The 21,285-nt window shown below is 65.6% G+C and carries 19 protein-coding genes; 14 read left to right on the top strand and 5 right to left on the bottom strand.

Annotation, left to right across the window (positions count from 1 at the left end):
* Positions 1 to 29 precede the first annotated feature (29 nt).
* The 4 genes from KOE53_RS03175 to KOE53_RS03160 all read left to right on the top strand — a co-directional run bounded on the left by KOE53_RS03175 (position 30) and on the right by KOE53_RS03160 (position 4,635).
* Positions 30 to 1,481, top strand: a complete 1,452-nt coding sequence (locus tag KOE53_RS03175) for an FAD-binding oxidoreductase (RefSeq protein ID WP_188044135.1) — start codon at positions 30 to 32, stop codon at positions 1,479 to 1,481.
* A complete protein-coding gene (locus tag KOE53_RS03170; RefSeq protein ID WP_188044134.1) occupies positions 1,481 to 2,590 on the top strand; it encodes a PrsW family intramembrane metalloprotease in 1,110 nt (369 codons plus the stop codon). Before KOE53_RS03175 ends, KOE53_RS03170 begins: the two co-directional genes overlap by 1 nt.
* Before the next feature lie 67 nt (positions 2,591 to 2,657).
* Positions 2,658 to 3,029: an FKBP-type peptidyl-prolyl cis-trans isomerase gene (locus tag KOE53_RS03165; RefSeq protein ID WP_188044133.1), complete on the top strand. Its 372-nt coding sequence runs from the start codon at positions 2,658 to 2,660 to the stop codon at positions 3,027 to 3,029.
* 163 nt (positions 3,030 to 3,192) lie between these two features.
* On the top strand, positions 3,193 to 4,635 hold the full coding sequence (locus KOE53_RS03160; protein ID WP_353055566.1) for an NCS2 family permease: 1,443 nt from the start codon (positions 3,193 to 3,195) through the stop codon (positions 4,633 to 4,635).
* Between the two features lie 84 nt (positions 4,636 to 4,719).
* Here KOE53_RS03160 and KOE53_RS03155 read toward each other — a convergent pair whose 3' ends face one another.
* Together KOE53_RS03155 and KOE53_RS03150 are read right to left on the bottom strand one after the other, a co-directional pair.
* Complete coding sequence (locus KOE53_RS03155; RefSeq protein ID WP_188057348.1) at positions 4,720 to 5,922, bottom strand: ABC transporter substrate-binding protein; 1,203 nt, start codon at positions 5,920 to 5,922, stop codon at positions 4,720 to 4,722.
* Positions 5,923 to 6,088: 166 nt separating this feature from the next.
* Positions 6,089 to 6,913: an inositol monophosphatase family protein gene (locus tag KOE53_RS03150; RefSeq protein ID WP_188057347.1), complete on the bottom strand. Its 825-nt coding sequence runs from the start codon at positions 6,911 to 6,913 to the stop codon at positions 6,089 to 6,091.
* Between the two features lie 142 nt (positions 6,914 to 7,055).
* Here KOE53_RS03150 and rpsO point away from each other — a divergent pair, with 142 nt between their 5' ends.
* Positions 7,056 to 7,325: a 30S ribosomal protein S15 gene (rpsO, locus tag KOE53_RS03145; protein WP_188044129.1), complete on the top strand. Its 270-nt coding sequence runs from the start codon at positions 7,056 to 7,058 to the stop codon at positions 7,323 to 7,325.
* A gap of 668 nt (positions 7,326 to 7,993) precedes the next feature.
* Positions 7,994 to 8,458 carry an endonuclease domain-containing protein gene (locus KOE53_RS03140; RefSeq protein ID WP_353055565.1) on the top strand — a complete coding sequence of 155 codons (465 nt, stop codon included), beginning with the start codon at positions 7,994 to 7,996 and terminating at the stop codon, positions 8,456 to 8,458.
* Positions 8,459 to 8,706: 248 nt separating this feature from the next.
* Here KOE53_RS03140 and KOE53_RS03135 read toward each other — a convergent pair whose 3' ends face one another.
* Both KOE53_RS03135 and KOE53_RS03130 read right to left on the bottom strand, forming a co-directional pair.
* Positions 8,707 to 10,101, bottom strand: coding sequence for an aspartate aminotransferase family protein (locus KOE53_RS03135; protein ID WP_188044128.1), 1,395 nt, complete (start codon positions 10,099 to 10,101; stop codon positions 8,707 to 8,709).
* 2 nt (positions 10,102 to 10,103) lie between these two features.
* Entirely contained in the window at positions 10,104 to 10,571 is a 468-nt protein-coding gene (locus KOE53_RS03130) for an Lrp/AsnC family transcriptional regulator (RefSeq protein WP_241095391.1), read from the bottom strand.
* A 123-nt stretch (positions 10,572 to 10,694) separates the two neighbouring features.
* Between KOE53_RS03130 and KOE53_RS03125 the strand changes: the two genes are divergently transcribed.
* The 6 genes from KOE53_RS03125 to KOE53_RS03100 all read left to right on the top strand — a co-directional run bounded on the left by KOE53_RS03125 (position 10,695) and on the right by KOE53_RS03100 (position 17,966).
* Positions 10,695 to 12,125: an aminobutyraldehyde dehydrogenase gene (locus KOE53_RS03125; protein ID WP_188057346.1), complete on the top strand. Its 1,431-nt coding sequence runs from the start codon at positions 10,695 to 10,697 to the stop codon at positions 12,123 to 12,125.
* Positions 12,126 to 12,355: 230 nt separating this feature from the next.
* Positions 12,356 to 13,570 (top strand): ABC transporter substrate-binding protein, encoded by a 1,215-nt coding sequence (locus KOE53_RS03120; protein WP_188044125.1) that lies wholly within the window; start codon positions 12,356 to 12,358, stop codon positions 13,568 to 13,570.
* Positions 13,571 to 13,575: 5 nt separating this feature from the next.
* Positions 13,576 to 14,748, top strand: a complete 1,173-nt coding sequence (locus tag KOE53_RS03115; protein ID WP_188057345.1) for an ABC transporter ATP-binding protein — start codon at positions 13,576 to 13,578, stop codon at positions 14,746 to 14,748.
* 6 nt (positions 14,749 to 14,754) lie between these two features.
* Entirely contained in the window at positions 14,755 to 15,612 is an 858-nt protein-coding gene (locus KOE53_RS03110; protein WP_188044123.1) for an ABC transporter permease, read from the top strand.
* A gap of 53 nt (positions 15,613 to 15,665) precedes the next feature.
* Entirely contained in the window at positions 15,666 to 16,412 is a 747-nt protein-coding gene (locus KOE53_RS03105; RefSeq protein WP_188044403.1) for an ABC transporter permease, read from the top strand.
* A 138-nt stretch (positions 16,413 to 16,550) separates the two neighbouring features.
* Positions 16,551 to 17,966, top strand: coding sequence for an APC family permease (locus KOE53_RS03100; protein WP_241095390.1), 1,416 nt, complete (start codon positions 16,551 to 16,553; stop codon positions 17,964 to 17,966).
* 1 nt (position 17,967) lies between these two features.
* Here the strand turns inward: KOE53_RS03100 and yczE are convergent, their stop codons facing one another.
* Positions 17,968 to 18,627 carry a membrane protein YczE gene (yczE, locus tag KOE53_RS03095; protein ID WP_188057344.1) on the bottom strand — a complete coding sequence of 220 codons (660 nt, stop codon included), beginning with the start codon at positions 18,625 to 18,627 and terminating at the stop codon, positions 17,968 to 17,970.
* A gap of 62 nt (positions 18,628 to 18,689) precedes the next feature.
* Here yczE and yczR point away from each other — a divergent pair, with 62 nt between their 5' ends.
* Both yczR and prfB read left to right on the top strand, forming a co-directional pair.
* Positions 18,690 to 20,126, top strand: coding sequence for a MocR-like transcription factor YczR (gene yczR, locus KOE53_RS03090; protein ID WP_188057343.1), 1,437 nt, complete (start codon positions 18,690 to 18,692; stop codon positions 20,124 to 20,126).
* A 33-nt stretch (positions 20,127 to 20,159) separates the two neighbouring features.
* A complete protein-coding gene (prfB, locus tag KOE53_RS03085; protein ID WP_188044120.1) occupies positions 20,160 to 21,266 on the top strand; it encodes a peptide chain release factor 2 in 1,107 nt (368 codons plus the stop codon).
* Positions 21,267 to 21,285: the final 19 nt, after the last annotated feature.

Below are 21,285 nucleotides of genomic sequence, written 5' to 3'. Positions count from 1 at the left end.
CGAAAGAGTCGTCGTGGCAGGATGGAGCCGTGACTGTCGCCGCCGATCTCGCTCGCCTGTTGGGAACTCGTTGGGTGACCGGCGATGCCGAAGTCCTCGCCATGCGCTCCGACCGCAGCGGAATCGTGCGTGAATCTCGCCCGCTGGGCATCGCAGAGGCGCTCCACACCGACGAGGTATCCGAGATTCTGCGCATCGCCCACGCACGCGGCGTCCCGGTGGTGCCGAGGGGAGCCGGAACCGGCCTGTCCGGAGGAGCGGCCGCGGGCGGCGGGGAGATCGTCCTCTCGCTCTCACGCATGAACCGCATTCTGGAGATTGACCCGGTCGACCAGGTTGCCCGGGTCGAGGCTGGCGTCCTCAACGCGGACATCAGCCATGCCGCCCTCCCGTACGGCCTGTTGTACGCACCGGATCCCGCCAGCCGAGCGATCTCGACGATCGGTGGCAACATTGCGACGAACGCGGGCGGCCTGCGCTGCGCGAAGTACGGCGTGACCCGGGAGGCAGTACTCGCGCTGACCGCAGTGCTTGCCGATGGCCGCGTCATCCACACTGGACGGCGCAGCCTCAAAGGCGTGACGGGGTACGACCTCACCGCCCTGCTGGTCGGCTCCGAGGGCACGCTCGCGGTCATCACGGAGGCGACGGTGCGCCTGGTGCCGCTCTCGAGTACCCCGCCCACCACCGTCGTGGCCGTGCTCCCGGGACTTCCCGCGGCGCTCACGCTCTGCAGCAGGATCCTGTCGGGAAGCAGCACGATCCTGTCGGATGACAGCAGTATCGCCGCGAGCGAGCGGACCGCCGCGCCGGAGCGCCCGTCGACCCTCGAGCTCCTGGATCCCTCGACCGTGACTGCGGTGGACCAGTACGTGCCCGCGAACGAGCGCGACGGGATCCTGCAAGACATCAGGCCGGGGGCCGCCGTCGTGATTGGTCAGTGGGACACTGCCGACTCGGCCGACTGGGCCGAGCGAGCGGCGGCGATGGCAGAGGCCGTAGGCGGACGTGCCGAGGTGCTGGTGGGAGAGGCGGCGGGGGAGCGCGCGCTCGACTTTCGGCGGGCGCTGAACCCGGCGCTGAGCTCGCTCGGGGACGCGCTGATCGAGGACGTCTGCGTCCCGCGCAGCAAGCTTCCGGACATGTATCGCGAGATCGCACGCATCGAGGCAGAGACGGGGCTGACGATTCCCGCGGGCGCGCACGCCGCGGACGGCAACCTGCACCCTCACTTCCTCGTGCCGGCCGCGGAGCGGGAGAGTGACGGCGGCGTGCCCCAGCTGGTGTGGGATGCCGCGGACGCCCTTTTCCGCGCGGCGCTCGCGCTCGGCGGCACGCTGACGGGTGAGCACGGAGTCGGACTCCTCAAAGCGCGGTGGCTCTCGGCGGAGTTCGGCGCGGACGAGCTGGACCTCCAGCTCGGGATCCGTGAGCTCTTTGACCCGACGCAGATCTTGAACCCCGGCAAGGGGGTGATCTGATGTCAGAGACCGCCATCGCGAATCGGCTGACGCTGCCGAAGCTTCGGGGTGACCGGAGCACGGGGGAGCTGGTCGCGTTCGCGATCGCGCTCGTGGGCCTCGCCGTCATGGTGCTCGTCATCATCGCGGTGCTTGCGGCGTCCTTCGGCACGCTCGGGCTGCTCATCTGTGGTGCCGCGGCGCTCATCCCGCTCAGCATCGTGTTGCTCGGCGTGCGGTGGGTCGACCGGTGGGAGCCGGAACCGCGCTCGGCAACGGTCAGCGCGCTGCTCTGGGGAGCGAGCGCGGCGGTGATCTTGGCGCTGCTGCTCGGCCTCCCCGCCGAGCTCATGGGCGTCCGCCTGAGCGATTATTGGTTGTCGGTGGCCGTCGCTCCAGTGACGGAAGAGGCGGCGAAGGGCCTCGGCCTGCTGCTCGTGTTCCTCATCTGGCGGACGACATTCACCGGCGTCGTGGACGGCCTCGTCTATGGCATGACGATCGGCGCGGGCTTCGCCTTCACCGAGAACATCCTCTACTTCGGCGACGCGCTCTCGACGGGCGGAGCCGCCTCGCTCAGCGCCACCTTCGTCATGCGCGGCATGCTGTCGCCCTTCGCGCACGCGATGTTTACCGCAGTGCTCGGGATCGCGGTGGGGTGGGCGGTCGGCACGGGCCGCCCCGTGCACCGCTGGGCGATCGGCGGTTTGGCCGGAGCGGTGGCGCTCCACGCGCTCTGGAACCTAGCCGCCGGGGTGGACTTCTTGCTGCTGTACGTCCTGGTGCAGGTGCCCATGTTCATCATCGGCACCGTGTTTGTGACCCAGCTGCGTGCGCGCGAGCGCGCCCGCCTGCGACTGGCGCTCGAGGACTACTGCGCCGCGGGCTGGCTGCGCTCGGACGAGGTAGGCCTCATCGCGACCGCCGCCGGCCGCCGGACGCTCAGGCGCTGGGCCGCGGCGCGCGGGCCCGCCTACTCGAGCGCTGCCGGGGAGTTTGTGCGGGCGAGCACGGAGTTGGCGGTGGTGCGCGAGCGAGTGCGCGCCGGATTTCCGAGCGAGCGCTCTGCCCGCAGAGAGTTCGAACTCTTGACGCATCTCACCGAGGTGCGTCGGACGCTCTTCACGTAGTCGGGATGAACTTCCCCTGAGAGCGAACGCAGGCCCGAGCGCCGCCGATTCCGGCAAGAATGGGGGCATGACTGATGCACCACTGACTAAGCCCGAGATCGAGTTCCCCGAAGGCTCTGCCCCCGCGGAGCTGCAGATTGTCGACATCACCATCGGTGCTGGCGACGAGGCTCTCGCGAGCTCGACCGTCGACGTTCACTACCTGGGCGTCGAGTTCGAGTCCGGCGAAGAGTTTGACTCCTCCTGGAGCCGTGGCGAATCCATCAACTTCCCGCTGCGCTCGCTCATCCAGGGGTGGCAGACCGGCATCCCCGGCATGAAGGTCGGCGGACGCCGCAAGCTCATCGTTCCGCCCGCTCAGGCGTACGGAACCGCTGGAGGGCACCCGCTTTCGGGCAAGACCCTGATCTTCGTGATCGACCTGCTCGGCGTGAGCTAGGCAGTGCGCTTTTCCGGTCAGCTCGCGAACGTGAGCTGACCGACCACAGTGCCCGTCGTGCTCGCACGGCGGGCACTGTTGCGTTCGCTCGGCAGGATCCTGGTAACTTCAGGTGTATTGCGCCTGGACAGGGGCGCCGAGCAATCAAGGAGCCCGGGTGTCAGTGGACGAACGGCAGCTGAAGGACGTGAAGGTCGGCGCGATCGATCGGTTCTTCGAGATCACGCAGCGAGGGTCCACGGTCGGGCGCGAGCTCCGCGGCGGCATCGTGACCTTCGTCACCATGGCGTACATCGTGATCCTCAACCCGCTCATTCTGGGCGGCGAGGCCGCCGCCGATCTCACGGGCGACTTCCTCGACCCCGCCCAAGTCGGTGCAGCGACCGGGCTCGCTGCCGGCGTCATCACGATCCTGTTCGGCATTGCCGCGCGCATGCCGTTTGCGCTCGCGGCTGGGCTCGGCATCAACTCGTTCCTCGCGGTCGCCGTCGTCGGCCAGGTGAGCTGGCCCGAGGCGATGGGCCTGGTCGTCATCAACGGTGTGATCATCGTCCTCCTCGGCGCCACCGGCGCGCGCACGGCGATCTTCCACGCCGTGCCGCAGCCGCTGAAGTCAGCGATCGCGGTCGGCATTGGCTTCTTCATCGCCTTCATCGGGCTTTTCGACTCGGGCTTCGTGAGCCGCACCCCGGGCGGCCCGCCGGTCCAGCTGGGCGATGGCGGCTCGATTGCGTCGGTGCCCACGCTCGTGTTCGTCATCGCGCTCATCACGATCGGCGTGCTCGTCGCGCTTCGCGTTCCGGGCGGGATCCTGATCGGGATGGTCGCGTCGACGCTCCTCGCGATCGTGTTGCAGGCGCTCCTAAAGCTCGGTCCCGCTGCCGCGCAGCCGGGCGGCTGGCACATGACCATCCCCGAGCTTCCGCAACAGCTCGTGACCCTTCCCGACTTCGCGCTGGTCGGCCAGTTCGATCTCTTCGGGGCGTTCAGCCGCATCGGCGGACTGGCCGCGACGATGCTCATCTTCACCCTCGTCTTCACCAACTTTTTCGACGCCATGGGCACGATGACCGGCCTCTCGAAGAACGCGGGCCTCGCCAACCGCGACGGCTCGTTCCCGCGCATCCGCTCGGCCTTCGTGGTCGAGGGCCTCGGCGCAGTCATCGGCGGCGCGACGTCCACATCGTCGAACACCGTCTACGTCGACAGCGCCTCGGGCATCGGCGAGGGTGCCCGCACGGGCCTCGCGTCGGTCACGGTCGGCGTGCTCTTTCTCGTCTCGATGTTCTTCACGCCGCTCACGCTCATCGTGCCGATCGAGGTGGGCTCAGCGGCCCTCGTGGTGGTCGGCGCCATGATGATGACGCAGATCGTCGAGATCGACTTCGCCAACTTCCGTGTGGCGCTGCCCGCGTTCCTGACCATCGCGGTGATGCCGCTCACCTACTCGATTGCAAACGGAATCGGCGTCGGGTTCATCGCGTGGGCCGTGATCCACGTCTTCTCGGGCCAGGCGCGCAAGGTCCACTGGTTGCTCTGGATCGTCGCCGCCGGTTTTGCGGTGTACTTCGCGCGCGGGCCCATTGAGGCGATGATCGGCGGGTAGCTCGACGGCAGGATCCTGCCGGAAAACTGACGACGCCCCGGCCCGTGATTGCGCGGGACCGGGGCGTCGCTGTCGCTCGCGGGGCTAGTTGCCGAGCACCTTCTGGTAGGCCTGCGTGTAGCGATTGTCCTCGTCCGAGGAGAGCGAGCGCACGTCGAAGATGCGGGCGCTCATCTCCTCGTCGGGGAAGATGAGCGGGTTCTCGGCCAGTTCCGGCGCCAGCTGGGCCATTGCGTCCTGTGCGCCCTTCACGGGCGTCACGTACTGCACGTACGCGGCCACCTCCGCGGCCACCTCGGGCTCGTAGTAGTACTCGATGAGCTCCTGCACCAGGTCACGCTTCTCGGTGGCGACCGGCATGCAGAACGAGTCGACGAAGAGGGTCGCGCCTGCATCGGGCACCACGAACTTCCAGATCTCCTCGCCGGCGTCTTCGTTCAGGATCGCGACGTCGCCCGACCATGCCATTCCGGCGTGAATCACTCCCTGCTCAAGGTCCTGCGTGTACGAGTTCCCCTTGACCGTCGCGATCTGCTGTGACTGCAGCTGTGCTTTCACGACGTCGAGCGCGGCCTCGAATTCATCGTCGCCCCAGTCGCCCTCGACGTCGACGCCCTGCTCAAGCATGATGAGGCCGAGCGTGTCGTCCATCTCGCTGAGTACGCCGACCTTGCCCTTGAGTGCCGGGGCCCAGAGGTCGGAGACGTTGCGGACGCCCGCCGGGTAGAGCTGCGTGTTGTAGACGAGACCCGTCATTCCGGCCTGGTAGGGGACGGAGGAGATCCGGTCGGGGTCGAAGTTCGCGCGCTGCACAATGTCGATCATGTTCGCATTGGTGTTCGGCATCGCCGCGCGGTCAAACTCTTGCAGTTCCTTCCGCTCGAGCAAGCGCACGACCGAGGTGTCGCTCAGGCAGAAGGTGTCGTAACCGGTGTCCTGGTGCAGCTTGAGTTGGTCTTTGATCTTGCCGATGAAGGTGTTGTTGTCCTCGATGTCCTCGTAGTAGTTGACCGTGATGTTGGTCTGCTTCATGAAATTGTCGAGAGTGGTCCAGCTGCCTGTCTCCTCGTCGAAGTCGAGATAGTAGGTCCAGTTGGCCCAGTTGATCTCACCGCCGGAGCCGTCGCCGGGCCCGGCGGCAGGCGCACATCCGGCCAAGGCTGTGGTGCCCAGAGCGGCCGCGCCAAGCGCGGTGCCGGTGAAGAGCTGCCGGCGACTCAGGCGCATGCCGCGAGCGCGGCGTACGAGTTCGCTGATCAGGGGATCCGTGGGGAGAGGTCGGGTCATGTCTCGGCACTCCTTTGTGCTTCAGGACTTGCATGACGGCCTGGGTGGCCGATGTCAATCATCCTGACATACGGACGGCCGGGGCGCATCAGGGCACACCGACCGTTATCGAGGTGAGGCCTGCGTGCTGCGCTGAGACGGCGGCTGCGGGGGAGCGGCCACCGGACTACGCGAAGTGATCCACCCGCGCGCGGAGCGCGTGCGCGAGCAGGGGCGGGCCGGCCACCAAGAGTGGGTCGCCGGGAGCGGTGCCGTCACCGCGACCCAGGACGGCTCCGCCTGCCTCGGTGACGATCAGAGCGCCCGCCGCGTAGTCCCACGGCTGCAGGCCGCGCTCGTACAGCGCGTTGAGGCGCCCCGAGGCGAGGAGGCAGAGGTCGTACGCGGCGGAGCCGGTGCGACGGATGTCGCGAACGTCTGGCAGCAACTGGGCGACGACCGCCGCCTGCTCGGCGCGACGCTCTCGCGTATAGCCGAAACCGGTTCCGACGAGCGCGGTCTCGAGCGGGACCTCCTCAGACACGGCGATCGGCTCGCCGTTGCACCGCGCGCCACCGCCCTGCCAGGCCTCGTAGAGTTCGTCGAGCTCGGGGAGGTAGATCGCCCCGGCGATCGCGCGGCGGCCGTCGGCGAACGCGTCGACGTCGGGCACGGTGGCCGCGACGCTCACCGCGTAGAGGGGCAGCCCGTACAGGTAGTTCACGGTGCCGTCGATCGGATCCACCACCCAGGTGATGCCGCTTTCGCTCGCTCGGGTGCCGCCCTCTTCTCCGATGAGCCCGTCCTGGGGGCGCGCCACCAGGAGTGCCTCGGCGAGCATGCGCTCGGCGGCCCCGTCAGCCTCGGTCACGACGTCGTTGATGCTCGACTTCGTCGCTGCCACATCGACGCCGATCCGGCGTCGGCGCATGATTTCCACCCCAACCTCGCGAGCTAGCGTGCCGGCAAGTTCGGCCAGGTGCTGGGAGAGGGCGGGATCGTGTGCAGTCATGCTCCCGAGCCTACTCGCGTGTGTCGCGTGTTCCGCGCGAGTGCGGTAAGCTGTACAGGTTGCCGTCTAACGGCCGCGGATAAAGAGAGCCTGGGCATTCCGCCTTCGGCGCCGCGCAACGAAGAGAAGGGGGTCCCCAACTATGGCACTCGAAGCAGATGTCAAGAAGGCGATCATCGAAGAGTACGCGACCCACCCCGGTGATACGGGTTCCCCCGAGGTTCAGATTGCGCTGCAGACGCGTCGCATCCTGGATCTCACGGAGCACCTCAAGGAGCACAAGCACGACCACCACTCGCGTCGTGGCCTGCTCCTCCTCGTCGGCCAGCGCCGTCGTCTCATCGGCTACCTCCAGAAGGTAGACATCAACCGCTACCGTACGCTCATTGGGCGTCTCGGCCTGCGACGCTAACTCTTCGAGTAGGGTCGTTTTCGCGACTTGCTCGACAACGCCCGTCACCGAAAGGTGGCGGGCGTTTGTGCGTCCGGGCCGGCCCGGGTTCCGCTCTCGCCTCGGGCCCGCCTCGCCCGTCAGACATTTCGGAATTGGCAATCATGACGGAGGGATCCTGCCCATTGTGTGCCGCATGATTCTCGTTCCCGACATGCGTGGCAGGCCACGCGACGAACCCCGTTCACAGGGGGTGACGAGGCGCAGACTCAGGTGAAGTCTGTGGAAACGTGCTCAATGCCGATGAGACAACCGAGCATGGGCGTATGCACATCGCAAATGAGATTCGAAAGTGGAGCGGAGTTGTCCCGTCGCGGGCACTCATCGAAGCAGGGTTCAGCTATCGGGCCCTGAATCGCATGTGTCTATCGGGCGAGTTGCATCGGGTCAGGCAGGGCTGGCTCGCTGCGCCTGGCGCAGACGCCGAGTTGTTGATCGCGGCGCAAAGCGGTGGGGTGCTCACCTGCGTGACTCAGGCGAAGCGGCTGGGTCTCTGGGTGACTCACGTGGGGCCTCAGACGCACATCGGCCTTTCGGCAGGTGCGCGAACACCGCGGGACGACAGTCTCTGTCTGCATTGGAATGCCCCCATCATGCACCGGGATAGGCGCCAACTCGAGGACAACTTAGTGAATGTGCTCGCAACGGTCGCACTCTGCCAGTCGACGGAGGACGCGCACGCGATCTGGGAATCAGCGCTTCGTGCGGGGCAGATTGAACTCGCCGAACTGCGCCGACTGCCCTTCACCGGACGAGCGAAGGCGCTGGTCAAGGACGTGTTCCCGCACCTTGATTCAGGGCTCGAGTCCCTGGTGCTGCGGCGAATGAGGCGGTTTCGAATCCGCATCAAGCCTCAGTCGTGGGTCCTTGGGCATTACGTCGACTTCTTGATCGGGGACCGGCTGATCCTGCAAATCGACGGCGGCACTCATGTCGGGCCGCAGAGAGCCTCTGATATCGCTCACGATGCGCAACTGCTGCTCAATGGCTATCACGTGATCCGAGTGGGTTACGACCAAGTCGTTCACCACTGGCCCGAGGTTCAAGACCTCATTCTGCGTGCGATCGCGCAGGGGCTCGCAGATGTGAGCTGAGCCGCTGCGAATCACGACGGAAATGACAATTGCGTCGGAGAACATGCCCGACTTCGGTGCAGAATGATTCGCGTTTCCGACATGTTTGGCGCGGGGTGGTCGGGCCACCGGGGCGGGGCACCGGGCCACCGGGTGCGTGGCGGCTGTCCCCAGACCGGGCCGCCGGGCAGGATCCTGCGGGCGCAGCGCGCCCCGGGTACGCAAAAGGCCCGCCCTGCAACAGCAGAGCGGGCCCCAGGCTCGAAAGACTAGATCTTCGAGGACGCGTCCTTCAGGACGCTGCGCAGGATGGTTCCCATCTCAGCGAACTCGGCCGGACCAATGGTCAGCGGCGGAGCGAGCTGGATGACGGGGTCGCCACGGTCGTCGGCGCGGCAGTAGAGGCCGGCTTCCCACAGCGCGGGGGACAGGTAGTCGCGGAGCAGACGATCGGATTCCTCCGCGTTGAACGTCTCCTTCGTGGCCTTGTCCTTGACGAGCTCGATGCCGAAGAAGTAGCCCTCGCCGCGCACGTCACCGACGATGTCGATGTCGAGCAGCTTCTCGAGCTCCGCGCGGAACAGCGGGCTGTTCGTGCGCACGTTGCCGTTGAGGTCTTCTTCCTCGAAGATGTCGAGGTTGGCCAGGGCAGCAGCGGCAGCGGCCGGGTGGCCACCGAACGTGAAGCCGTGGTAGAAGGTGTTGTCCTCAGACGCGAACGCTTCCGACACCTTGTCCGCGACGAGCATGGCACCGAGCGGGACGTAGCCCGAGGTGATGCCCTTCGCCGACGTAATGATGTCGGGCTCGTAGCCGAGCGCCTTCGACGCGAAGAAATCACCGATGCGGCCGTAGGCGCAGATGACCTCGTCCGAGACGAGCAGCACGTCGTACTGGTCGCAAATCTCGCGGACGCGCTTGAAGTATCCGGGGGGCGGCGGGAAGCAGCCACCGGAGTTCTGGACCGGCTCGAGGAAGACGGCGGCAATGGTGTCGGGACCCTCGAAGAGGATGGCCTCTTCGATGCGGTTCGCGGCCCACTGTCCGAACGTCTCGACGTCGTCGCTCGGGGCGCCGTTCTCTTCTGCGCGGTAGAAGTTCGTGTTCGGGACACGGTGACCACCGGGGGTCAGCGGCTCGTACATTTCCTTCATGCCGGGGATGCCGGTGATGGCAAGGGCGCCCTGCGGGGTGCCGTGGTAAGCAACCGCGCGCGAGATGACCTTGTGCTTCATCGGCTTGTTGCGGAGCTTCCAGTAGTGCTTGGCCAGCTTGAACGCGGACTCGACTGCCTCGCCACCGCCGGTGGTGAAGAAGACCTTGTTCATCTCGCCGGGAGCGTAGCTCGCGAGACGCTCGGCGAGCTCAACCGCTGCGGGGTGTGCGTAGGACCAGAGCGGCATGAAGTCAAGCTGCTTCATCTGCTTGGCTGCAGCATCGACGATGCGGTCGCGGCCGTGGCCGGCGTTGACCACAAAGAGACCGGAGAGGCCGTCGAAGTACTTGCGACCCGCAGCATCGTAGATGTGGTGGCCCTCGGCGCGGGTGATGACGGGGATGCCGTCATTGAGTACCTTGCTCGAGGTGAAGTGCGGCCAGAGGTGGCTCTTGGCCTTGGCCTGAAGGGCAGCGGTATCGTGCGTGCCCGTGGGATCGTATGACATGTTTATCGGGTTCCCCAGTCGTACTTTTGCTTCTTGAGTTCGAGGTATACGAACGTCTCGGTGGAGGCGACCCCGTCAAGCACCCGAATGTGTGTGTTCAGGAATTCGATGAGACTCGCGTCGTCCTCGCACACGACCTCGACCATGATGTCGAACGATCCGGCGCTGAGCACCAGATACGACACCTCGGGGAGGCGGGCGAGATGATCGGCGACGACCCTGGTGTCACCGGATACGCGAATGCCGATCATGGCGCCACGGTGAAAACCAAGGCGCATCGGGTCGGTCACGGCAACAATCTGCATGACCCCGGCATCGGTGAGTTTTTGCACGCGCTGCCTGACAGCAGCCTCGCTCAGTCCAACGGCCTTCCCAATCTCGGCATACGAACGGCGGCCATCGACTTGCAACTGCTCGATGATGGCCTTCGACGTATCGTCGAGCGAGGGGGAACTCCGTGTAACGCTCACGATCCAGATTCTCGCAGCAAAAACGCAAAAACGCAAAGGAATCCGAAGCGACTGTTCGAATTCGCAGATCATTTGCACACTCTGATTGGTGACGGGCCGCCGAGAATCGCCTAGGCTTCGGGTATGCGTGTACTACAGAACTACATCAATGGGGATTTCGTTCCTGCCGAAACCAACGAGTACTTCGAAGTGCTCAATCCCGCCACGGAGGAGGTCATCGCGAGTTCGCCGGTCTCGACCGACGCCGACGTTGACCGCGCCTACGCGGCCGCTTCCGCCGCGTTCGCGGGCGAGTGGGGGGCAACCACCCCGCAGGATCGCTCCAACGCCCTCTGGCGTATCGCCGCCGAGATGGAGCGCCGCGCTGCTGATTTCGCCGATGCCGAGTCGCTTGACTGCGGCAAGCCGCGCGCGACGATCATCGCCGACGAGATCATGCAGTCGGTGGACCAGATCCGCTTCTTTGCAGGTGCCGCTCGCAACCTTGAGGGCAAGGGCGCGGGCGAGTACCTCGCCGGCCACACCTCCTATGTGCGTCGCGAGCCGATTGGCGTCGTGGGCCAGATCACCCCGTGGAACTACCCGCTGAACATGGCCGTGTGGAAAATTGGGCCCGCGCTTGCCGCTGGCAACACGATCGTGCTGAAGCCCGCGTCGACGACTCCGCTGTCGACGCTGCTGCTGGCTGAGGTCGCCGGGCAGTTCCTCCCGGCCGGCGTGCTGAACGTCGTTCTCGGGAGCCGCGTCACCGGCGCCGCCATGACGGACCACCCGACGCCCGAGCTCGTCGCCATCACCGGATCTGTCCGGGCCGGCATGGAGGTCGCGAAGTCCGCGATCGAGACGATGAAGCGCACCCACCTCGAGCTGGGCGGCAAGGCCCCCGCAGTGGTGTTCGCTGACGCCAACATCGAGCAGGCCGCAGAGGGCATCGCCTCCGCTGCCTTCTTCAACGGCGGCCAGGACTGCACCGCCGCGACCCGCGTGATCGTGCACGAGAGCGTGCACGACGAATTCGTCGCAGCGATCAAGGCACACGTCGAGGCCAACGTCACGACCGGCGCACCGGATCAGGGAGCGTTCTACGGCCCGATGAACAACGACCGCCAGTACGCCAGCGTGCTCGGCATGCTCGAGCGTCTGCCCGAGCACGCCGTCGTCGTGACGGGTGGCAAGGCGAAAGACGGCGCCGGGTACTTCATTGAGCCCACGATCGTTGACAACATGCGTCAGGACGACGAGGCGGTGCAGGAGGAGATCTTCGGGCCGGTGCTCACGGTGCAGACCTTCAGCACCGAGGCCGAGGCGCTCGCGCTCGCGAACGGCGTCCGCTACGCGCTGGCCGCGTCCGTCTGGACCACCGATCACGGCACCGCGATGCGCCAGGCGAAGATGCTCGACTTCGGCTGCGTCTGGGTGAACACCCACATCCCGTTCGTGTCGGAAATGCCCCACGGTGGCTTCAAGTACTCGGGCTACGGCAAGGACCTCTCGATGTACGGCTTTGAGGATTACACGCGCATCAAGCACGTGATGCACTTCCTCGGCGAATAGTCGCAATCAGAAGGGCGGTGTACCGGCGGATTCTCTCGCCGGTCACCGCCCTTCTTGCATGCTCTCCCGCGGATTGGTAACCGTTGCGTGAAGATTTCGCGTCAGCGGCCCTGCGTATTTTGTCTGGTACCGAATCTATGTCAGTATTCGAGACATACCCAGGCGATGGCGCTTGCAGCGCAGGTCATTTCTTGGGCAATTCACCGACAAAGATGTCAAGGAGTGCTCTCGTGGTTCAACGACTTCCCGAAGATCCGATGGTTCAAAGGCTGATTGCCTACGCTCGCAGCGCGCAGATGTCGCGCCGTGGCCTCATGAAGGGCGTCGGAATCGGTGCTGCCGGCGCCGGCGCGCTCGCGCTGAGTGCCTGCGCCCCCGGGGCCGGCTCACCGGATCAGGGTGACGGCTCGGCCGGCACCATCGTGTGGGGCAACTGGCCCTTCTACCTCGATTTCGACGAGGAGAGCGGCACGTACCCCTCGCTCGATGCCTTCATGAAGCAGACCAACATTCAGGTCGACTACCTCGAAGACATCGACGACAACAACACCTTCTACGGCAAGATCAAGGACCAGCTCAAGCTGGGACAGCACACGGGCTACGACGTCATCACCTTCACCGACTGGGTGAACGGTCGCCTCATCACTGACGGCCAGATCCAGGAGCTGGACAAGGCCAACATGCCGAACACCTCCCGCCTGCTGCCGACCCTCGTCGACAGCCTCGACCTCGACCCGGGCCGCAAGTTCACGATGCCCTGGCAGGCACCCGCCGCCGGTGTCGTGTGGAACACGAAGGAAGTCCCGGACGGCATCCGCACCCTCGACGACCTGCTGCGCCCGGAGCTGAAGGGCAGGGTGGGCGTGCTCTCCGAGATGCGCGACACCATGGGAATCATCATGCAGGCGCAGGGCGTCGACATTACGCAAGGCTGGGGCGACACCGAGTTCGACGCGGCGCTCGGCTGGCTTGACGACGCGCTCAAGAGTGGCCAGATCTCGAAGGTGAAGGGCAACTCCTACACGCAGGATCTCGAGAACGACGAGACGCTCGCGGCGATCGCCTGGACTGGCGACATCGCGATCCTGAACTCTGAGCAGGGCGATCGTTGGACGCTCGACGTCCCCGAGTCGGGCGGCACGATTACTGCCGACTCATTCGCGATTCCGAACGGCACCGAGGCGGCCGAGAAGAAGCTCGCGGAAGAGATGATCAACTACTACTACGAGCCCGAGGTCGCGGCCATGGTCGCCGACTACGTCTGGTTCGTGACCCCGGTTGACGGCGCGCGCGAGGCGATGGAGAAGGTCAATCCGGATCAGGTCGACAACCCGTACATCTTCCCGGACGAGGAGATGGCGAATCGCCTCAAGACCTTCCGCACGCTCACGCCGCAGGAAGATAACACTTACACCAAGCAGTTCAACAACGTCCTGGGGGTCTAAGCAGCGTGAATGACGGTACTTTCGCTGAAGCCGGTGCAGACCTCGAACTCGTGGGGATCGAAAAGCGGTTCCCCGGGTTCACTGCAATCGAGCATTTGAACCTCACCATCCCGGCAGGATCCTTCTTCGCGTTGCTCGGCCCCTCGGGCTGCGGCAAAACGACGACGCTTCGCCTGGTGGCCGGCCTCGAAGAGGCCACCCAGGGCAAGATCTTGATCGGCGGGGAAGACGTCACGTCGCTGAAGCCGCACAAGCGGCAGGTGAACACCGTATTCCAGTCGTACGCGCTCTTCCCGCACATGACCGTGCTCGAGAACGTCGCGTTCGGCCTGCGCCGCCGCAAGATGGGGGATCCGCTGGGTAAGGCACACGAGGTGCTGCGCCTCGTGGAGCTCGACCACATCTCGGACCGCAAGCCCTCGCAGCTTTCGGGTGGTCAGCAGCAGCGCGTGGCCCTGGCCCGTGCCGTCGTCAACCGCCCGGCGCTGTTGCTCCTCGATGAGCCCCTGGGGGCGCTCGACCTCAAGCTGCGTCGTCAGATGCAGCAGGAGCTCAAGCAGATCCAGCAAGAGGTCGGACTGACCTTTCTGCACGTCACACATGATCAGGAGGAGGCCATGACCATGGCTGACACCGTCGCCGTGATGAATAAGGGACGGATCGAGCAGATGGGCGCGCCTGAGGAGCTGTACGAACTGCCGAAGACGGTGTTCGTCGCGAACTTCCTCGGCCAGTCCAACCTCTTTGCCGTGCAGGTGACGGGGACGACGGACACCGCGATCCACACCAACTTCAATGGGCACCGCATCACGGTCGACCGGGCGCGCAGCGAACGCGACTCGGGCTCGATTACCGTGGGCGTTCGTCCGGAGAAGCTGCGGCTGCACATGAGCGCGCCCGCCGATACGGCCGGGATCAACGTCGTGGGCCCTGGCCGCATTACGGACGTCTCGTTTATTGGCGTGAGCACGCAGTACACGGTGAGCTCGGACGAGTTCGGCGACGTGCAGGTCTTCGCGCAGAATGTCGAGTCTGGCCCGGTGGGCAAGCGCGGCGATGAGGTCTGGTTGAGCTGGCTCGCAGAGCACACCTTCGGTTTGCTTGACGACCACCTCGAGACCGGTTCGCTGACCACCGAGGCGTCGACCAGGGCCATCGCGGCCCAGGCCGCAAAGTAGGCTCCCATGGCATTTACCGCATTTGCGAGCGGCAAGGTCGTCGAACAGGCGCCGCGGAAGGGGACCTGGGTCGCGCTGCTCTTACTGCTTCCCGGTATCGCCTACATGGTGCTGTTCTTCGTGACGCCGTTCATTCAACTGTTCCTGACCTCGCTGCAGGCTCCGGCCGCCTCGGGCGGCATCGGAGATTACGTCGCAGCGACGCAATTCAGCAACTACTGGGCGGCACTCGCTGAGTACTGGCCCCAGCTGGTGCGCTCGTTCACGTACGCGCTGATCGCCACCGTGGTCGCGCTCGTGATCGCGTATCCGCTCGCCTACATGATCGGAGTCAAGGCACGTTCGAAGCCTATGTTGCAGGGCATTCTGCTGATCCTGGTGGTCGCGCCCTTCTTTATCAGCTTCCTGCTGCGGACGCTGGCCTGGAAGCAGATCCTTCCCGGCGAGTGGATCGGCACGGACTTCTCCGTGATCTTCGGCCTGGTCTACAACTTCATTCCGTTCATGACCCTGCCGATCTTCGCCTCACTGCAGCAGCTCGACCTGCGCCTGGTAGAGGCCGGTTCAGACCTCTACGCCTCGCCGGTCACGACCTTCCGCAAGGTCACCCTGCCGCTGTCGATGACGGGAATCGTCTCGGGAACGCTCCTCACCTTTATCCCGATGTCGGGCGACTACGTGAACGCGTCCCGCGAGTTCCTGGGATCAACGAACACCCCCATGATCGGTAACGTCATCGAGGCAAACTTCTTGCAGACGCAGAACTACCCGATGGCGGCGTCACTGTCGATCCTCCTGATGATCATCATCCTGATCATCGTGGCGACGTACGTGCGCAAGAGTGGCACGGAGGACCTACTGTGAATTCGAAGTTCAGTCTCGGAAAAGCATTCGTCCCGGTCGCGGCCATCATTGCCATGGTCTACCTGCTGCTGCCCATCCTGTACGTGTTCGTGTTCTCGTTCAACGATGCGGGACGCAACAACATCACGTGGCGCGGGTTCACTCTCGACAACTGGACGAACCCCTGTGGCGCGCCCATGGTCTGCCAGGCGTTCGGGAACAGCCTGCTGATCGGCGTCGTCTCGACGGTCTTGGCAACGGTGCTCGGCAGCGCGATCGCGATCGCCCTCGTCCGGTACCGCTTCAAGTTCCGTTCGACCATCAGCCTGTTGCTGTTCACCCCGATGGCGACCCCCGAGGTTGTCCTGGGTGCGGGCCTCGCCGCGCAGTTCCTGCTCGCCGGTGTCGAAAAGGGGATCGGCACGATCATCCTCGCGCACACAATGTTCTGTATCTCGTACGTGGTCGTGGCGGTGAAGGCACGCGTGGCGAGCCTCGACCCGGCGATCGAAGAGGCGGGGCGTGACCTGTACGCACCGCCGAGCCAGGTGTTCTGGCGGATCACGCTGCCGATGCTCATGCCGGGCATCATCGGCGCCGCGCTGCTCTCGTTTGCGCTGTCGTTTGATGACTTCATCATCACGGCGTTCAACTCGGGCACGGCGACGACGTTCCCGAAGTTCATCTACACCTCGGCGCTGCGGGGGGTGCCGGCACAGGCCAATGTGCTGGCGTCAATCGTGTTCTTCGGAGCGCTGATACTGGTGATCGGTGTGCAGATCGCCCGCATCAGCCGAGACAAACGGCTCGCGAAGCAGTAAGTTCGAATAGTTCAGGGGGCTGCACGGCCGTGGTTGATCGGTCGTGTAGCCCCCAATTTTTGGCCGGATCAGTGTTCCGGCCGACTGGCATCGCCGCCGCGATATGCGGTGAAGCCAGGTTCTTCAAAGGAGTAGAACATGACGGCAACCGCCACGATGCCACGCGCTGGCAGCGGAACACTCAAACGCAATCTCGGCCTCTGGGCGATTGTGGGCCTCGGCCTGGGATACATGACCCCGACCGTTGTCTTCGACACCTTCGGCATGGTGGCGAGAGACACCAACAACGTGGTTCCGGCCGCCTACCTCGTTGCGCTCATCGTGATGGTGTTCACGGCAATCAGCTACGGCAAGATGTCTGGCGCAATTCCGAGTGCCGGATCGGCGTACACCTACGTGCGCGAGTCGATCCACCCGAACGTGGGGTTCCTGGTCGGCTGGACCGCCCTCATCGATTACATGCTGCTTCCGATGGTGAATTGCCTCATCATCCGCAGCTACCTCGAGGCCATTTTCCCCGGGATCCCGGGTTGGATCTGGGTCGTCGTGTACTGCGTGTTCGTGACCACCCTCATCTACCTGACGATGCGCGGTACCTCGAACATCAACATGATCCTGCTGGTCTTTTCGATCGCCGTGATGGCGGTGTTTGTCGTGATGGTGATCGCGCAGCTCATGCGCGGCGAGGGCCAGGGCACGGTTGCCTCGATGATGCCGTTCCTGCACGACGAGGTGACCATGGCCGCGGTGCTTATGGGCGCGACGATTGTCTGCTTCTCGTTCATCGGCTTTGACGCTGTGACCATGTACGCGGAAGAGGCGAAGTCGCCGAAGATCATGCCCCGCGCGATCCTGCTCACCGTCATCATCGGGGGCGCGATCTTCCTGATCGCCGGCTACTTCACGCAGCTGCGCTTCCCGAGCTCGGACGCGTTCCCCGCGGCCGCCATCGAGGACAGCACGCTGCCCGAGATTGGACTCCAGGTGGGAGGCCCGGTATTCCAGGCAATCCTCACCTCCGCAGGGTTCGCGGCGACGCTCGCCTCCGGTCTCGCCTCGCACGCCTCGGTGTCGCGCATGCTGCTCGTGATGGGGCGCAATAACGTGCTGCCGAAGAAGTTCTTCGGCTACATCAACCCGCGCACGCACACGCCGACCTTCAATATCGTGCTGACCGGCGCGATCAGCCTCCTCGCGATGTCGTTCACGCTTGAGATGATTGCCGCCTACATTAACTACGGGGCGCTCATCGCGTTCACCTTCGTCAACATCTCGGTGATTGCCTGGTTCGCGATCCGCAAGGGCCGCCGGAAGACCGCGAAGGACATCTTCACCTTCATCGTGCTGCCGGGCATTGGCATGCTCCTCACGGGTCTGCTGTGGGCGAACCTCCACATCGACGCGCTTATCGGCGGGCTCATCTGGACCGCGATCGGGTTCATCTACCTCGTCGTGCTCACGCGGGGCTTCCGTCGCAAGGTCGCGGCGTTTGACGAGAGTCAGCCGGTGACCGGGTTCAACAAGGTACCGGAGTTCGGCGACAACGACCGATAGTTTAGGTCGACCGCGGCGAGCGGGCTGCGGGCAGCGGCGGGGCGGGGTCTCTGGACTCTGGCCCCGCCGCTGGCGTCTCGCGGGTGCGCCAGCGTCGGTCGAAGAGCGGCAGCGTGAACGCGCAGAGCGGGCCAATGAGGACGGCGAACGCAAGGGTGCCGACGCCGACGTTTCCGCCGAGGAGCCAGCCGATCGCGACCACGGTGAGCTCGATAGCGGTCCGGCCAATCCAGATCGGGGTACCGAAGCGCAGGTGAATGCCCGTCATCAGACCATCGCGCGGGCCGGGGCCGAGGCGTGCGCCAATGTAGATGCCGCTCGCGAAGGCCAGCAACACGAGGCCAATGGCGAAGTACAGCACCCGTAGCCACAGCGCGTCGGGGACGGGCAGGATCCAGAGCCCGAGCTCGATGGCCGGTCCGACGAGCAGGATGTTGAGCACCGTGCCGATCCCGGGTTTCTGCCGAAGCGGGATCCAGAGCAGGAGGACGGCGAGCCCGATGAGGTTGGTCAGGATCCCGATGCCGAAGCCGGTGTGTACCGAGATGCCCTGGGCGAACACGGTCCAGGAGTCGACGCCGATCGCCGCGCGGATCATGAAGGCGTCGGCGATGCCGTAGAGGAGGAGTCCCGGGACCAGCTGCAGGAGTCTGTTACGCATGCTGACCAGTCCACATCAGATTGGACTGGCTCTCAAGAGGCCAATTGGCCTACAGTGGCCTCATGATTGCGCAGCGACTCACCGCACGCGGGCTTGCACGCCACCTCGGGAACTGGCGCGGCGGGGGCCTCGCCTATGCCGAACTGGCCGAGAGTATCTCGTTGCTGGTGCGCGACGGCAGGATCCTGGCGGGCACCGCGCTGCCCGCAGAGCGCCCGCTCGCAGAGGAGCTCGGCGTCTCTCGCACGACGGTCGCCGCGAGCTACCACCAGCTTCGGGAGACGGGGACGGCGCAGTCGCGGCGCGGCTCCGGCACGGTCATCAGGCGTGCGCGCGTAGGGGAAGCGGAGCCGTGGGCCGAGGGGTCCGTGTCCGGGATCGATCTGACGCGCGCCTCCCCGCCGCCGTGGGCTGGCCTCGCCGAACTCGGCGCGCGTGCGCTCACGGAGCACTCCGACGCGTTCACTAGTAGCGGCTACGACACCGTCGGACACCCGGCGCTTCGCGCCGCGATCGCCGACCGATACACGCGGCGCGGTCTGCCGACCTCGGCGGAGCAGATTATGGTGACGCTCGGCGCGCAGCACGCCATCTTTCTCATCGCCCGGACGCTGCTCGGTCGTGGGGACCGCAGCCTGATCGAGTCGCCGAGCTACCCGCATGCCCGCGAGGCGCTGGTTGCGGCCGGAGCGCTCGTGGCTGAGCTGCCCGTAGGGGCGGACGGCTACGACGCGGCAAGTATCCTCGAGATCGCGAAGCGCACGTCGCCCCGGCTCGCCTATCTGATTCCCGACCACCACAACCCGACCGGGTTGAGCATGCCGCAGGAGCTGCGGGCGAGCCTCATCGCGATGCTCACCGCCCAGGGCACCGCCGTCATCGCCGACGAGACCACGGCGGAGCTGACCCTGGGCGACCCTCGTCTCGTGACCCCGTTTGCGGCCTCAGCCGAACACGCGCATCAACGCGATTTGATCCTGACGGTCGGCTCCCTGGGAAAGACGGTGTGGGGCGGGCTGCGGGTGGGCTGGATTCGCGCAGCCCCGGATCTCCTGGCCAGGCTGGAGGCCTCGCGTCGCGTGAGCGACCTCGGCACCGGGACCTGGGAGCAGGTGCTCGCGCGCCTCGCCCTCGAGCAGTACGACGAGATCCTGGCGATCCGCACCCGGCAATTGACCGCCGGGCACCGGGCGCTCGCGGATGGCGTGGCGCAACTGCTGCCCGGCTGGCGGCTTTCGGCCGCGCGGGGCGGGGTCGGGGTGTGGGCCGACCTCGGGGAGCCCAGCGGTTCGCGGCTGTGCCGGGAGAGCGAGCGCCGGGGCGTGCAGTTGGTGCCTGGGCCGAGATTTGGCAGCCCAGGTGTGTTCGAGCGCTACGTGCGGCTGCCGTTTACGGCTCCGGCTGCAGAGCTCGCGCGCGCGGTGCCGCTCCTGCGCGAGGCCTGGGCGGACCGTGGGCAGGGGATCGATGTGGCGACCCGGCGCGCGACGATCATCTAGCGGGGCCGTTTCGCGCGGTAGGCTACAGGGATCATGCTCGACCTCGATCTCACCTCCCGGATCCGCGCCGTCCGCGGTACCTTCGCCGACATCTTGCAGGTGTCCGACTTAGCCAAGCTCGAGCGGGAGGCGGCGGAGTTCGAAGAACTGGCCGCGGCGCCTGACCTCTGGGACGACCTGGCGGAGGCGCAACGCATCACGAGCGGGCTGAGCCACCGCCAGGCACAGATCGCTCGGCTGCGCGCCATCGAGAGCCGACTCGACGACCTCGACGTCTTGGTAGAGATGGCACAGGACGAAGATGACGAGGCCAGCGCCGAAGAGGCCCGCTCGGAGCTCGCCGAGATCGAGTCCGTCGTCGGGCAGCTCGAGGTGCAGACGCTGTTGGCGGGGGAGTACGACGAGTATTCGGCCGTCATGACGATTCGTGCCGGCGCCGGTGGTGTCGATGCTGCGGACTTCGCCGAGATGCTGCAGCGCATGTACCTGCGCTGGGGCGAGAAGAACGAGCACCGCGTCACCGTGATGGAGACGAGCTACGCCGAAGAGGCGGGCATCAAGTCGACGACGATTCAGTTCGAGGGGCCGTACGCGTTCGGAACCCTGTCGGTCGAGGCGGGAACGCACCGTCTCGTGCGGATGAGCCCGTTCAACTCTGCGGGCAAGCGTCAGACCAGCTTCGCCGCGGTCGAGGTGATTCCGCTGATGCCAGAGGCGGTCTCGGTGGAGATTCCCGAAGGCGACCTGCGGGTCGACGTGTACCGCTCGAGCGGGCCAGGCGGGCAATCGGTGAACACCACGGACTCCGCGGTGCGCCTTACCCACCTCCCGACGGGCACCGTTGTCTCGATGCAGAACGAGAAGAGCCAGATCCAGAACCGCGCCGCCGCCATGCGTGTGCTGCAGTCCCGCCTGCTCATCCTGCAGCGTGAGGCCGAGGCGGCGAAGAAGAAGGAACTCGCGGGCAATATCACCGCGAGCTGGGGCGACCAGATGCGCAGCTACGTGCTCGCGCCCTATCAAATGGTCAAGGACCTCCGCACGGAGCACGAGGTGAACAACCCACAGGCCGTGTTCGACGGCGACATCGACGGATTTATCGCGGCGGGCATCCGCTGGCGCTCGCTCTCAAAGGCCTAGCCAAGCGGGCGGGATCCTG

Source organism: Leucobacter sp. CX87 (assembly GCF_018682295.1).
GTDB lineage: Bacteria > Actinomycetota > Actinomycetes > Actinomycetales > Microbacteriaceae > Cx-87.
The sequence above is the reverse complement of the archived record's forward strand: the minus strand, read 5'-3'. Positions and strand labels throughout refer to the sequence as shown.